This window comes from Martelella sp. NC20 (assembly GCF_013459645.1).
Classification (GTDB): Bacteria; Pseudomonadota; Alphaproteobacteria; order Rhizobiales; family Rhizobiaceae; genus Martelella.
Map to the genome: position 1 here is coordinate 247,268 of NZ_CP054861.1, position 13,733 is coordinate 261,000.

Consider the following 13,733-nt stretch of genomic DNA (forward strand, 5'->3'; position numbering starts at 1 on the left):
GCTGATGGGTTGCCGGGCAGCTCCGTCCGGCGCTCCGGGGGAAGACCCCCTCCCCCGGAAATTCGGATCGGCTCATTCCTCGCCGAAATAGCGGGTCGAGTTGGCCTTCTGGCTTTCAACCTTGAGCAGGTCGACCAGCGCGAGGGCATCCTCGCCGTGGTTTTCCGCCATGTACTTGTCGAAGGCCACGTCGGTGACCTCACGCATCTGGGCGCGATCCTCGGCCGACAGTGCCGTGATCGTCATTTCGCCGGCAAGCCCGGCGAGACCGCGGTCGGAGGCCTCGATGATGCGCGAGATGCCGCGTGCGGCGTTCTCGCAGGACTGCGCCGCGGTGTGGATCAGGTCCTTCTGGTCTTCCGTCAGGTCGTCGTAGAAGGCCTTGTTGAACAGCATGGTGAACGGCGAATAGAGGTGGTTGGTCAGCGTCAGATACTGCTGTACCTCGTCGAGCTTGGCCGAGACCAGGATCGGGATCGGGTTCATCTGGCCGTCGATGACGCCGGTCTGCAGGCCGGAATAGACCTCCGAGAATGCCAGCGGATAGGCTTCCATGCCGAGCGCGTTCATGATCGCCTGATGCGACGGCAGCGTCATGGTGCGCAGGCGGATGCCCTTCATGTCTTCAAGCGACGAGATCGGCTTCTCCGAATTCGAGATGACGAACAGTCCGCCGGTGTCCGGGTAGCCGAGCACCACGACATCGCCGAGCTTGTCCTCGATATCCTGCTTCAGCGCGTGGCCGAAGGCGCCGTTGAACACGGTGTCGGCGGCGCCGTTGCTGGCAAAAGCGAAGGGCAGGTTCAGCACGTCGATGTTCGGGTAATAGGGGGCGAGCGCGCCGGTCGAGGCATTGGTGACCTCGATGACGCCGTCGCGGACCATCTGGACAGCCTCGCCGATGGTGCCAAGCTGGCCGCCAGGATAGATTTCCACCTTCAGCGCGCCATTGCTGCCGGTGTTGACGATGGCCGCGAATACCGAGGCGCAGGCGTGGTTGGGATTGTCGTAGATATCGCCATTGCTGTCATGGGCAAAGCGGATGATTTTTTCCTGCGCATAGGCCTGGGCGCTGCCCAGCAGTGCGAGCGTCAGGGCAGTAATCAATGTCTTTTTCATGTTCGTCCTCTTTTATTGTGGTTAACCGCGGAGACCGCGACACAGGGGTTACGTCCCGGCGGCACGTGCCGCCGGACCGGGCATGCAGAAGGGGTCGCCGGCATCCTAGGCCGCAAAGCCCAGCAGGCGTGGCACGAGCAAAGCGAGCCATTCCCAGTAGGCGAAGACAAACAGCACCCCGATCTCCGCGATCAGGAACGGCCAGAGCTTCGCCGCGATGCGTTCGAGCTTTTCGCCGGTGACCGACGACAGCACGAACAGGCAGGCGCCAACGGGCGGGGTCATCAGCGAGATGTTGAGCGCCAGCACGAAGATGATGCCCGAATGGATCGGCTGCAGCCCGATATCGTTGGCGAGCGGCACCAGCACCGGCGCGAGGATGATCAGGATGGCGGTGATATCCATCACCATGCCGACCGCCAGAAGGATGAGCACCACCAGGAAGATGATGACGGCCGGGTTCGACGAAATCGACAGCACCGCGCTGGCGATCGCCTGCGGGATGCGCTCATAGCTCATCCACCAGCCGAGCATGGAGGCGAAGGCGATGATGGCGAAGATCACCCCGGTCGTGCGCGCCGTCGTCAGCAGCATCCGGTAGAGGTCGACCATCGTCAGGTTGCGGTAGATCACCAGCCCGACGAACAGCGCATAGGCGACGGCGACCGAGGCCGCTTCCGTCGGCGTGACGATGCCGCCCAGAATGCCGCCGAGAATGATCACCGGCATCATCAAAGCGAGGCCGGCGCTCCAGACGGCCTTTGCAAGCTCCTTCAGCGTGGCCCGGCGTTCGGCCTGCGGCAGGTTGTTGCGCGCTGCGCCGAGCGCGATGATCGCCATGCAGACCGCGCAGATCATCAGCCCGGGCAGGATGCCGGCGGCAAACAGCCCGCCGATCGAGACCCCCATCAGCGATCCGTAGACCACCATCAGGCCGGAGGGCGGGATGGTCGGGCCGATAATCGAGCCGGCGGCCGTCACGGCGGCGGCATAATCGCGGCGATAACCGTTGCGCACCATTTCCGGCACCAACGTCTTGCCGAAGGCGGCGGCATCGGCGGTGGCGGCACCGGTCAGGCCGGAAAACAGCACCGAGGCAACCATGTTGGCATGGGCGAGCCCGCCGCGGAAATGGCCGACCATCACATGGGCGAGCCGCATGAGCTGGTTGGTGATGCCGATATGGTTCATGATCTCGCCGGCGAGGATGAAGAACGGCATGGCCAGGAAGGTGAAGGAATCCATGCCGGTGAAGAGCTTCGAGACGCCGGTCAGCAGAAAGCGGGGATTGTCGAGCTGGATCAGCCCTGTGAGCCCGGCAAGGCCGATGGCGAAGGCGATCGGCATGCCGAGGACGAGAAGCCCGAAGAAGATGATGCCAACTGCCATGATCAGACCTCCGCCGCCTGATCCTGGATGGCGTAGCGCCCGGCATCACGCACCAGACAGAGCGCAAGCTGCACAGAGGCGAGCGCCGCAGCGGTCGGCACCGCCGCAAAGGCCGGCGCCATCGACATGCCGAAGATCATCGCGAAGCGCGAGGCCCCGCTGATCGCGAACTGCAGGCCGTAGATAAAGGTCCAGATGAACAGCGCCAGCGCCAGCAGGTCGCAGCCGATCAGCACGCCGCGACGCAGCGTTTCCGGGAAGCGGTCGATCAGGATCGTCAGCCCGATGTGGTCACGCCGCGCGATGCCGCAGGAAATGGCGAGAAGCGCCACCCAGATCATCAGGTAGCGGGCCATGATTTCCGGCCAGTTGAATTGCCAGTGGAACAGATAACGATCCATCACCCCGATCCAGACATCGAGCACCAGGGCCGCGAGCAGGATAACGACCACGGCGTCGACCACCCTGTTCAGCGCCGATGAAAGTTTGCCGGCGATCTCTCTCAATTCAGGCTCCTTCTCCCGCAACAGCGCATGCGGGGGCGTCCGGGCAGGATTGTGCCACGGGGTCCATGCGCTTGCGGCGATGGCTGATTGTTCCCTCTGGCCGATGGGTCCGAGGACGTCGGCTCTTGCGGAAAACCATACGGGCGAAGTTCTGCGTTGATCGAGCGTTTTTTTGCGAGACCAGCGTGCACAAAAAGCGTACGCTTATTGATAAGTTTCAACAAATCGCCGGAAAACAGAACACGATGCTTCACTCAAGCCTGCTGTCACAAATCGACGAGGTCGCCCGGCGCGGTTCCATCCGCGCGGCGGCCGATGTCCTGAACGTTTCCGCATCGTCGATAAACCGTCGAATCATCCAGCTCGAGGCGGAGATCGGGACGCCGCTGTTCATCCGCCACTCCGGCGGCATGAAGGTGACCGCCGCCGGCGAGGTCGTGGTGGCCCACATCCGCCAGACGCTGCGCGACAGCGCACGGATGAAGAAACGTCTGAGCGAGCTGGCAGGCGCCGATGGCCAGCGCGTGCGGATCTCGGCGATGCATGGCCTTTCCGCCGGCATCATTCCGCTGATCCTCAGGGTCTTCCGTTCCGAACACCCCGAAATCGCGATCACCGTTCGCAGCCAGACGGAGGCCGGTGTCGAAAGCGACCTCGTCAATGGCGAATGCGATCTGGGGCTTGCCTATGCCTGGGCGAACGGCACAGGCATCACCGCCAACACGGTGTTCCCGACCCGGCTCGGCGTGGTGGTCAGCAACAACCATCCGCTCGCCATCCGGCCGCATCTCAGGCTCGCCGAAATCGCGAAATGGCCGATCGTGCTGCCGGACGAATCCGTGACCATCAACCATCTGGTCACCGAAGCCTTCGCCGTTGCCGGCTTTCCGCTGCGCACCACCGTTCTGTCGAATTCGATCGAGCTCTTGAAATCCATCGCCCGCACCGGCGAGGCGATCACCTTCCTCAGCCGCATCGACGTCGAGGAAGATCTGAAGGAAGGCCACCTCGTTTATGTGCCGATCCACGGCCGCGACATCGCCAACCACGAACTGAGGCTCGGTCGCCGCAAGGACAGCACGCTGGACACATCCGTGACGCTCGCCGAGGAATGCATCCGCAAGGTGATTTCCAAGATCGAGACCCCGCTCGCCGACCCGGTAGTCGGCAAGCTCGCCGAGATATATTGAAGTCTGGCCAACAGAAGTGGCGACCCCTGCAGGGACGCCAATCAACAGGCTAACTGGTGGGTGCGGGGATCTACGCGCTGATTGTCAATATTGCGGAATTTGGGCCGTTCCCCGCACCACGCCCAACGAAGTAGTTGGGTCGCTTATTGACATAACGACAACGCCTACATGCTCCCCTTTGCCGAAAAGCGTGCGCCGTGATCCATCGGCAGCGCGTTGAACATCGGTTTCGGTCGAACCGAGGGGAGCCGGACGGGATAGCAATCGACAAATATCTGTTCAGCCTCGCAGCGTTTCTCGACTGCAACAGCCAGCCGAGACCGCAGGGCTCCAGCTGTCCGGGGACCAGGCTTGTTGTCAAAGCTTCATCTTTCATTCATCGGACTGTCGTCCTGAACGCATAATTGCAAATAGCCATATCAATGCAATTCGGATTGCAAAGGACAGTTCCCATGAACAAACTCTCCGCATATCTCCTCGCCGGCGCCGTGGCCATGATGACGCCTTCCGCCTTCGCGCAAACCACCGTCGAATTCTGGCACAGCTTTGCCGACAACAGGTCCAACGGCGAAGCGCTTGCCGAAATCATCGACAATTTCGAACAGGAAAACCCCGATATCCATATCGATGCCCAGTTCATCGGCAACTACAACGACATCGTCGCCAAGCTCCAGGCCGCGATTCCGGCCCATCGCGCACCGGACGCGGTGATCATGGAAGTCACCCGCTACGGCCTGTTCGCGGATCGCGGCGTGCTCGACGATCTTTCCGGGCAGCTCGCCAGCGACCCGCTGTCCGGTGACCTGTTCAACTTCGCCCGCGAGGTCGGCGTCTACCAGGACAAGAACTACATCATCCCGTTCAATTCCTCGACACCGGTGCTTTACATCAACAAGGCCCTTTTCGAGCAGGCCGGTTTCGATCAACTACCGCCGCTCGTCACCTTCGACGACATCAAGTCGGCCGCATCCAGGATCACTGATACTCTGGGCGGTGAAGATGTCATGGGCATGACGTCTCCGGGCCAGTTCGCCCGCTGGGGACTGATCATGTCGAACGACAGCGATCTGATCGATTCCAAGACCGGCGATATCCTCATCGACAGCCCGAACACGGTCGAAGCCTATGAGTGGATGGCCTCGCTGGTGAAGGACGGGATCGCCTCGCCCGACGGCGTGACCGACGAGTCCACCGACAAGCAGGTCTTCCTCTCCGGCCATGCCGGCATGATGATGAACTCGACCGGCGACTACGGCGACGTCAGGAAGGCGCTCGGCGATGACGTCGTCGTGCTGCCCATGCCCTGCAACAAGGTCTGCTCGGTTCCGATCGGCGGCGCCGGCATCGGCATCCTCTCCTCTTCCGACCAGGATGTGAAGGACGCGGCCTACAAGTTCATCTCGTTTGCCGCAAACCCGGAATCGAACGCGATCTGGTTCGCCGCGACCGGCTACATGCCGATCAACAAGAAGACCGCCGCCGAGCCGCGCGCCGCTGAAGCGATCGCCAACGAGGACGGCATCACGGTTGCCATCGACCAGCTCGACTTCGCCCGCGGCCGTCCGCGTCCGCCGGTCGTCACCTGGATGCGCGCCAACGAATACGACGTCTGGCAGGCCGTGGCACTCGGCACCAAGGCGGTGCAGCCGGCACTCGAAGACTTCGCCGCCCGCACCCGCGAAGAGGCCGACCGCCTCGCGAAATAGGCCCTGATACCAGGACATCGCAAAGGCCCGTGCGCCCGCTCCGGCGCGCGGGCCAAACCGCCACCAGCCTGCCGCGCAAGCCCGGCAGCACAGGAAGCCCGCTCATGCCGCGCAAGCTGACACCCTATCTTTTCGTTCTGCCGCTGATGCTGTTCATCGCGGTGTTCACCTATATCCCGATCATCACCAGCGTCGATCTCAGTTTCCGCCAGTGGGACTTCATGTCGGCCGACAAGCCTTTTGTCGGCTTCGACAATTACCGCATCCTGTTCAGCTCGCAGGCGTTCTGGAATTCGCTTTGGGTCACAACCGTCTTCGCCGTCATTTCCGTGCCGATCCGGCTGGGGCTGGCGCTGTGGTTTGCAAGCGCGCTCACCCGCGAAACGGTTTCCCGACGCATCCTGCGCGGCGCCCTGTTCCTGCCCTCAGTGACCTCGACCGTGTCGATCGCCGTGGTTTTCTCCTGGGTTTTCGCTACCGATTTCGGCATGATGAACGGCCTGCTCGAGGTGCTCGGCATCGACAAGGTGCGGTGGATGCAGAACCCGGACCTGGCGCTTGGCGTGCTGATCTTCATCAATACCTGGAAACAGCTCGGCTATGACGTGGTCATTTACATCGCCGGCCTTCAGGCGATCCCGCAGGAACTCTACGACGCCGCCGCCGTCGACGGAGGAAAGAGGCGCCACGTGTTCCGCCGGGTCACCTTTCCGCTGGTGATGCCGACCACTTATTTCCTGCTGGTGATCTCGGTCATCGAGGCCTTCCAGGTGTTCACGCTGGTCGACGTCATGACCAAGGGCGGGCCCGCCGGCGCCACCGATCTTCTCGTCAACCGCCTCTACCAGATCGGCTTCACGCTCTTCGATATCGGCCAGGGCTCGGCGCTTGCCGTGCTGCTGTTCATTCTTCTGGTGGGGCTCGCCGTGTTCAAGGCGCGCGTCCTCGGACGGAGGGTCCATTATGAAGCCTGACAATCCCCTGCTCTCCGGCCTTGCGCTTGTCGCCGGCATGCTGTTCCTGTCGCCGGTACTCTATTCGATCTGGATGTCGTTCCAGACTTCGACCGCCTATTATACCGGCACGGTGCATTTCACCCTCGTCAACTATGAAGTTGCCGTCGGCCAGTACAATTTCGCCCGCTATCTCTTCAACAGCCTGATCGTTTCCGGCGCGGTGACGGTGATCGGCACGGCATTCGCCACCATGGCGGCCTTCGCCTTTGCCCGCTTCACCTTTCCCGGCAACAACCTGCTGTTCGCCGCAACCGTGGCGACGCTGATGATCCCGAGCCATATCAGCCTGATCCCGAACTACCTGACGCTCGCCGATGCCGGCCTGCTCGATACCTATGCCGGGCTGATCCTGCCGGCGATCTCGAACGGCTTCGCAGCCTTCTTCCTCCGGCAATATATCCGAGGCATCCCCCGCGCGCTGGATGAGGCCGCCTATATGGATGGCGCAACGCCCATCAAGGTGCTCTGGCGCGTGATCGTTCCGATCGCCAAGCCCGCGATCCTCTCCATGGGCCTCTACATCTTCATCGGCGAGTGGAACAACTATATCTGGCCACTGGTCGCCACCAGCCGCGAGGACCTCTACACGCTGCAGGTCGGGCTTGCCCATCTTTACCGCCTCAACCCCGGCGAAGGCCTCATCGACTGGCCACTGGTGATGGCCGCCTCCACCATCTCGCTGCTGCCGGTGATCCTCGGCTTCGTGCTCGTCGAGCGCCACCTGATCCGCGGCATCACCATGGGCGCCGTGAAATAATCAAGACCATGACTGGAAAGACCACTGTGACACGCATTGCTTCTCATCGCGGCGGAACGCTCGAATTCGGCGACAGCACCTGGGCGGGCTTCACCGCAACCGCCGCCATGGCCGTCGAAGAAGTCGAGTTCGACCTGCACCCGACCGCCGACGGCCGGATCATCGTCCATCATGACGCCACGCTCGACCGTACCACCGATACCGCCGGCGCGATCGCGGAGATGACGGCCGCCGAGGTGCGCGCCGCGATCGTCGATCACGCCGCCGCCGGCTTCCGCCATCCGCTCTACGTCGAGGAGCTCTGCGCGATCTTCAATGAAAGCCCGGTCGCCTTCCGCTGCGAGATCAAGCCCGGCCATGACGGACGCCCTTATCCCGGTTTCGTGCCGAAGGCCGTCGCCGCGCTCGATGCCGGAGGCAAGCTCGCAACGGCGACCTTTTCATCGTTCCTGCTCGACACGCTGACGGATCTCGCCGATGCGACCGAGCGGCCGGCGCTATGGCTCGTCTCGCCGGCAATCCTCAACCAGCTTGGTCCCCGCGGCGTCATCGATATTGCCCGCCTGCGCGGCATCGCTGAAATCGGCGTCAATATCGATACCGCGAACGCTGCCCTGAAGGCGATGACGGAAGACGCCGGCCTTGCCTTCGGCTGCTGGGCGGCACACACCCGGCCGCAGATCGAGAAGGCGTTCGACCTCGGCGTGAAAGTGTTCACCACCGACCGTCCGACACTTGCCCTTTCCATCCGTAATGCCCGCCAGGAGACAAGACCATGAGCCGCATTACACTGAAGACCATCCGCAAGTCCTATGACAGGGGGCCGACCGTGCTGCACGGTGTCTCGATGGATATCGAGCCCGGCGAGTTCATCGTCATAGTCGGCCCCTCCGGCTGCGGTAAATCGACATTGCTGCGCCTGATCGCGGGGCTCGAGACCTGCCGCGAGGGCGACATCATCCTCGACGGCAAGCGCTCCAACGACATCGCCCCGCAGGACCGCGACATCGCGATGATCTTCCAGAACTACGCGCTCTATCCGCACATGACGGTGCGCGAGAACATCGCCTTCGGGCTGGAACTGCGCGGCATGGCGAAGAAGGAGCGCAACGCCAGGGCGGAAGAGGTCGCCCGCACGCTGCAGCTCGAACCCTATCTCGACCGCAAGCCGGCCGCGCTCTCCGGCGGCCAGCGCCAGCGCGTCGCCATGGGCCGGGCGATCGCCCGCGAGACCTCGACCTTCCTGATGGACGAGCCGCTCTCTAACCTCGACAATGCGCTGCGCGTCGTCATGCGCCGCGAGATCAAGGAGTTGCACAGGGCGCTGAAGGCCACCATCATCTATGTCACCCACGACCAGACCGAGGCGCTTTCGCTCGCAGACCGGATCGCGGTGATGAAGGACGGTTACCTGCAGCAATTCGACACGCCCGAGGCCATCTACGACCGGCCGGCGAACCGCTTCGTCGCCTCCTTCATCGGCGCGCCGGAGATGAATTTCCTTGAAGCCGTGCCGGGCACGGGCATCCCCGGGAACCTGACCGTCGGCCTGCGCTCCGACGCGCTGACGCTCGTCGGCGCGAAGCCCGAGGGTGTCGCGCTTCCCGCCCGCGTCACCTTGAGCGAAATGACCGGCTCCGACGTCGTGCTCCATTGCGAGACGCCGGCCGGCCGGGTTACGCTGACCGCCCATCGCAGCGCGCTTCCCGCCAATCTTGACGACTGCTGGATCGCCTGCGACATGAAGGCCGCGCATTTCTTCGACAGCGGGACCGGCGAGCGCCGCGAATTCGCCGTTCAGGAAGGCTGAAACCGGGAAGGAACATGGACAGAGCAGACGATATTCCCCAGCACCTGAGTGAGCTTGTGGCGCTCAATGCCGAGCGGCTGACGGAGGCCGATGCCCGCCTCCTCGACGTGTTGATGCAGAACCCGATGCGTGCGGCCCTTGAAAACGGGCGCGAAATTTCAAATCGCGCCGGCCTTCACCCCTCCTCCGCCGTCCGGCTTGCGCGCAGGCTCGGCTTCGAGGGGTATCCGGAATTCCGCACCTTCTTGCAGAACAGCCTGGTCGACGAGGGCGAGGATTTCGACAATGGCGCCGCCCGCGTCGCCGCCCGCCTGCTGCGCGCCGATGAGGGCGCGCTGGTCTCCTCCGTCATCGACAGCGAGATCGCGGCACTCGAAAGCGCGCGCAAGGCGGTCAATGACGGCCAGATAAGGCGTTTTTCCGAAGCTGTGCGCGACTGCCGGCGGATCTTCGTGGTCGGCCTCGGCCATTTCGGCGCGCTCGCCTATCTGGTGAACCTCCGCCTCAACCGCTCCGGCTACAACGCCACCGACCTGACGGCGACGCCGAACCTGCTGCGCGAAACGCTGATGACCATGTCCGACGGGGACGTGCTGTGGCTGTTCGCCTTCCGCAGCCCGCCGCCGTTGATGCATGATATCCGCACCGTGGCGGCCGACCGGCGCGCGACCACGCTCGCGATCACCGATGTCGCAGGCGGCCGTTTCGACCCGCCGCCGGACCACCACATCACGGTCTCGCGCGGAGCGCTTGGCCAGTCGCAGTCGCTCGTCGTGCCGATGACCATCGCCAATACCGTGATCCTCGACCTCGCCGCCATCGACGACGGCCGCTCGCTGAAAGCGATCGAACAGTTCGACCGCTTCCGCGAGGAAGGACCATCATTCAGCTGGGGGTGAGGATTGCGCGGATAAAATCCGGAACGCCGGGTTTTCGATCCCCATATTCGACTTCAAACCCTCACCAAGTGCCTATTCGCCAATAATACCAAGGCGCGAAGATGCGTCAGCATCTTCGCGCCTTGGTATTACATTGCCACCGGCTCAACGCGAGTTTGATTTTCACCACTTGACCCTGAGCAGGTAGGTCCTGGAGGCAGCGGCTGTGCCAACCATGCCTGTGTCGATTTCGCATACCGCAATCTGGGCACATTCCGACAGGTTTTGCCTCAGTGGAAACAATCCAATTTTCTTCATCCTGAAGTGTGATACCCAGAACTTTAGCCCCTGGGCCGGGTGACCATTTCGTTCGCATCCCCCGAAGATAGCAACTGCCACGCTAACGCTCTGTTAACCACAGGCTTTGAGGAAGAACCGTTTGAAGTGTAAATCGACAACCTGGTTTCCGGCTAAAACCGCCCCTCAATCCACAAGCGCAAGGCCGTCCGCGCGCGGATCGCTTGCCGCCTCCATCAGCCCGTTTTGATGCAGCACGATGGCGCCGGCGTGGCCTGCCGCATCCGAAAAGGCAGGCAGCATTTCGACATCGTGACCGGCTTCTTTCAGCCGGGCGACCAGCGCCGGGTCGAACCGGTCTTCGAGCTTCAGCGTTGTCGTCTCCTCGCCCCAGGTGCGGCCGAGAAGCCAGCGCGGCGCGGTCACGGCGGCCTGGAGGTCTTCGCCGAACAGGACATGGCGCGAGAACACAGCCGCCTGCGTCTGCGGCTGTCCCTCGCCGCCCATCGTGCCATAGGCGATCACGCGACCGTCCCTCAGATGCGCAAGGGCCGGATTCAGCGTGTGGAACGGGCGTTTTCCCGGCGCAAGCCGGTTCGGTCCGGGCGCGAGCGAAAATCCGGCGCCGCGGTTTTGAAAGAACACACCGGTTTCAGGGCAAGTCAGCCCCGAGCCGAACTCCCAATAGACACTCTGGATGAAGGAAACGACATTGCCGTAGCGGTCCGCCGCCCCCATCCAGATCGTGTCACCGTCCGCCGGCTCATGGGGCCATGGGAAGGCGTTTTTCATGTCGATCCTTGCCGCAAGCGCATCGAGCCGGTCATCGGCAAGCCAGTCCTGCGCGGGCTCGGCCATGAAATCCGGATCGCCGAGCCCGGCATTGCGCACGATGAAGGCCTGTTTCGTGGCTTCGATCAGGCCGTGGAGGTGTTCAAATCCTTCGCCCTTTGTAACCCCGAGCCGGTCGAACACCGCCAGGATCATCAGCGAGGCGACCCCTTGCGTCGGCGGGATCATGTTCATCAGCCTGCCATGCGACGTCTCGACACGGAGCGGGTCAACAATGCGGGCCTCATAGGCCGCGAAGTCTTCCAGACGCAGCGGAGAACCGCTCTCCTCAAGGAAGGCCGCATGGGTGCGCGCAAGATCGCCGCAATAATAGGAAGATAATCCTAGAGCCGCGAGCGCCCGCAATGTCGCCGCCAGCGGTTTCTGGCAAAGCCGCGCCCCCGCCTCGGGAACCGCGCCATCGATCAGGAATGTTTCGGCGAAGCCCGGGACATCGCGCAGACCGTCAAGTTTGGCGGCCGTGCAGTCCGACTGGTTCCCGGTGACGGCGATGCCGTTTTCGGCGTAGCCGATTGCCGAGGAAAGCAGCGTTTCGAGCGGCAGGCGTTTTTCATCTTCCACCAGCGACAGCGCCTTTTCCCAACCGCCGACCGTGCCCGGAACCGTGAGGGCGGCAACGGGCCCGCGCGTCGGCATGGCGTCAACAAAGCCGCGTTCGCCATACCATTCAGGCGTTGCAAGCCGGGCGGCCTGCCCGCAGGCGGAAATGCCGGTTACCTGCCGGCCGGGTCGGTGGATCAGCCAGAAGCCGTCGCCGCCGATCCCGTTCATGTGCGGATAGGTGACGGCAATCGTTGCGGCGGCGGCGACCATGGCCTCGATCGCCGTGCCGCCAGCCTGCAGAATGTCGCGTCCCGCCAGCGCTGCTGCACGGTGCGGAGCGGAAAACGCCCCGTCAAAGCCTGTCGCGGAATGAAGCATGATACCCTCAGATGAAGCGTTGCGCCGTTTCGATCAGCAGCCGGTCGCTGCCGGGTGCCGCGACCAGCGAAAGCCCGAGCGGCGAGCCCTGAACTGCCGCGAGCGGAACCGACAATTGCGGCAGGCCGCCATGGCCGGCAATGGCCAGCATCGAAAGCGCGCGGTTGCGGAAGGTCTCGACGAGGTCGTTGCCGTCGGTCAGAAGCGGCGCGGGGCCCGGCGAGGTCGGGTAGACCATGACGGTCCCCGGCGACAGGACCCGGCTCAGATGCGCGCGGAACGCCGCGCGCCTTGCCTTCGCCTCCTCGAACTCTTCCGGTGTGATCTTCGCGGCCATGGCGAAACGGTCGCGGATACCGGGGCCGAAATCGGGTTCGCGCTTTTCGATCCACGACCCGAAATGCCGCCACGCCTCATAACCCTGATGGGTGCGGAAAACCGGCAGCAGCGATTTCAAGTCCCCGCCCGGAAGCAGCGGACTGTCGTTGCGGTCACCCTTCGGCAGGGCTGATTTCAGGGCTGCCGCCGCCGCATCCTCGCACAGCCGCCAGACATCGGCGGGGAACACCAGCCGGACGTCGTCATCGGCGCTTTGCCCGCCGGCAAAGACGTCGCCGAGCAGCGACAGCGTTTCCAGATCGCGGGTCAGAAAGCCCGGCACGTCATAGCTTTCGGCCAGCGGCAGAAGCCCCTCGCCCGATACGAGACCATGGGTCGGACGCCAGCCGAAAAGCCCGCAGAAGGAGGCCGGAAGACGCACCGAACCGCCGGTATCGGAGCCGAGCCCGATATCGGCAAGCCCCGATGCGACGGCAGAGGCCGAGCCGGAGGAAGAGCCGCCCGGGACGCGCGACGGAGCGGCCGGATTTTCCGGCGTGCCGAAACGGGCATTGACCCCCATCAGGCTGTAGGCGAGCTCGTCCATATGGACCTTGCCGACGAGAGCGGCGCCATTATCGAGAAGGGTCTGGACCGCGGACGCATGATGCGCTGCCGGCGCCTGATCCTCCGCCCATTCGGGATTGCCGCCGCCGGTGACGGCGCCCGCGATGTCGAAATTGTCCTTGACCGCAACGGTCAGCCCCGAAAGCCGGTCTGAAACCGGCGTTTCCGCGATGACCGGAGGCTCGAAACGTTCGACAAAGGGACCGATGGATTGCGTCATGAAACATGCCCGTTAATGGAGGAGTAATGGCCGGAGCATGCACGCAGGCCGTTGAAAACGCAATGCGAAGATCACGCCCGAAAAAGCCGGGCTGAAGCCCGGCGCAGTTTGTCGACAAACTGCGTAA

At 63.3% G+C, this 13,733-nt stretch carries 12 protein-coding genes and 1 pseudogene; 7 read left to right on the forward strand and 6 right to left on the reverse strand.

Annotated elements, in window-relative coordinates:
- Positions 1-72 precede the first annotated feature (72 nt).
- From HQ843_RS01195 to HQ843_RS01205, 3 genes are all read right to left on the reverse strand, one after another.
- On the reverse strand, positions 73-1,119 hold the full coding sequence (locus tag HQ843_RS01195; RefSeq protein ID WP_180900201.1) for a TRAP transporter substrate-binding protein: 1,047 nt from the start codon (positions 1,117-1,119) through the stop codon (positions 73-75).
- A gap of 105 nt (positions 1,120-1,224) precedes the next feature.
- Entirely contained in the window at positions 1,225-2,508 is a 1,284-nt protein-coding gene (locus HQ843_RS01200; RefSeq protein WP_180900200.1) for a TRAP transporter large permease, read from the reverse strand.
- Positions 2,509-2,510: 2 nt separating this feature from the next.
- Positions 2,511-3,014, reverse strand: coding sequence for a TRAP transporter small permease (locus tag HQ843_RS01205; RefSeq protein WP_246710245.1), 504 nt, complete (start codon positions 3,012-3,014; stop codon positions 2,511-2,513).
- A gap of 245 nt (positions 3,015-3,259) precedes the next feature.
- Here HQ843_RS01205 and HQ843_RS01210 point away from each other — a divergent pair, with 245 nt between their 5' ends.
- The 7 genes from HQ843_RS01210 to HQ843_RS01240 all read left to right on the forward strand — a co-directional run bounded on the left by HQ843_RS01210 (position 3,260) and on the right by HQ843_RS01240 (position 10,392).
- Positions 3,260-4,204: a LysR family transcriptional regulator gene (locus HQ843_RS01210; protein ID WP_180900199.1), complete on the forward strand. Its 945-nt coding sequence runs from the start codon at positions 3,260-3,262 to the stop codon at positions 4,202-4,204.
- A gap of 452 nt (positions 4,205-4,656) precedes the next feature.
- A complete protein-coding gene (locus HQ843_RS01215) occupies positions 4,657-5,910 on the forward strand; it encodes an ABC transporter substrate-binding protein (RefSeq protein ID WP_180900198.1) in 1,254 nt (417 codons plus the stop codon).
- 104 nt (positions 5,911-6,014) lie between these two features.
- A complete protein-coding gene (locus HQ843_RS01220) occupies positions 6,015-6,884 on the forward strand; it encodes a carbohydrate ABC transporter permease (RefSeq protein ID WP_180900197.1) in 870 nt (289 codons plus the stop codon).
- Entirely contained in the window at positions 6,874-7,683 is an 810-nt protein-coding gene (locus HQ843_RS01225) for a carbohydrate ABC transporter permease (RefSeq protein ID WP_180900196.1), read from the forward strand. Before HQ843_RS01220 ends, HQ843_RS01225 begins: the two co-directional genes overlap by 11 nt.
- A gap of 26 nt (positions 7,684-7,709) precedes the next feature.
- Positions 7,710-8,462: a glycerophosphodiester phosphodiesterase family protein gene (locus HQ843_RS01230; RefSeq protein ID WP_210275269.1), complete on the forward strand. Its 753-nt coding sequence runs from the start codon at positions 7,710-7,712 to the stop codon at positions 8,460-8,462.
- Positions 8,459-9,493 (forward strand): ABC transporter ATP-binding protein, encoded by a 1,035-nt coding sequence (locus HQ843_RS01235; RefSeq protein ID WP_180900194.1) that lies wholly within the window; start codon positions 8,459-8,461, stop codon positions 9,491-9,493. The genes HQ843_RS01230 and HQ843_RS01235 overlap by 4 nt, the downstream gene beginning before the upstream one ends.
- Positions 9,494-9,507: 14 nt before the next feature.
- A complete protein-coding gene (locus HQ843_RS01240) occupies positions 9,508-10,392 on the forward strand; it encodes a MurR/RpiR family transcriptional regulator (RefSeq protein WP_180900193.1) in 885 nt (294 codons plus the stop codon).
- Positions 10,393-10,504: 112 nt separating this feature from the next.
- Here the strand turns inward: HQ843_RS01240 and HQ843_RS01245 are convergent.
- The 3 genes and pseudogenes from HQ843_RS01245 to HQ843_RS01255 form a co-directional block, all read right to left on the reverse strand.
- Positions 10,505-10,747, reverse strand: a pseudogene (locus HQ843_RS01245) (transposase family protein); the annotation flags it as partial.
- Between the two features lie 107 nt (positions 10,748-10,854).
- Positions 10,855-12,441: a gamma-glutamyltransferase family protein gene (locus tag HQ843_RS01250; RefSeq protein ID WP_180903386.1), complete on the reverse strand. Its 1,587-nt coding sequence runs from the start codon at positions 12,439-12,441 to the stop codon at positions 10,855-10,857.
- A 7-nt stretch (positions 12,442-12,448) separates the two neighbouring features.
- Complete coding sequence (locus HQ843_RS01255) at positions 12,449-13,606, reverse strand: amidase (protein ID WP_180903388.1); 1,158 nt, start codon at positions 13,604-13,606, stop codon at positions 12,449-12,451.
- Positions 13,607-13,733 lie beyond the last annotated feature (127 nt).

Bases quoted from the DNA above. Each gene is read 5' to 3' on its own strand.
- HQ843_RS01235 (WP_180900194.1), top strand. From the start codon at position 8,459: ATGAGCCGCATTACACTGAAGACCATCCGCAAGTCCTATGACAGGGGG.
- HQ843_RS01250 (WP_180903386.1), bottom strand. From the start codon at position 12,441: ATGCTTCATTCCGCGACAGGCTTTGACGGGGCGTTTTCCGCTCCGCAC.
- HQ843_RS01225 (WP_180900196.1), top strand. From the start codon at position 6,874: ATGAAGCCTGACAATCCCCTGCTCTCCGGCCTTGCGCTTGTCGCCGGC.
- HQ843_RS01255 (WP_180903388.1), bottom strand. From the start codon at position 13,606: ATGACGCAATCCATCGGTCCCTTTGTCGAACGTTTCGAGCCTCCGGTC.
- HQ843_RS01215 (WP_180900198.1), top strand. From the start codon at position 4,657: ATGAACAAACTCTCCGCATATCTCCTCGCCGGCGCCGTGGCCATGATG.
- HQ843_RS01240 (WP_180900193.1), top strand. From the start codon at position 9,508: ATGGACAGAGCAGACGATATTCCCCAGCACCTGAGTGAGCTTGTGGCG.
- HQ843_RS01220 (WP_180900197.1), top strand. From the start codon at position 6,015: ATGCCGCGCAAGCTGACACCCTATCTTTTCGTTCTGCCGCTGATGCTG.
- HQ843_RS01210 (WP_180900199.1), top strand. From the start codon at position 3,260: ATGCTTCACTCAAGCCTGCTGTCACAAATCGACGAGGTCGCCCGGCGC.
- HQ843_RS01200 (WP_180900200.1), bottom strand. From the start codon at position 2,508: ATGGCAGTTGGCATCATCTTCTTCGGGCTTCTCGTCCTCGGCATGCCG.
- HQ843_RS01195 (WP_180900201.1), bottom strand. From the start codon at position 1,119: ATGAAAAAGACATTGATTACTGCCCTGACGCTCGCACTGCTGGGCAGC.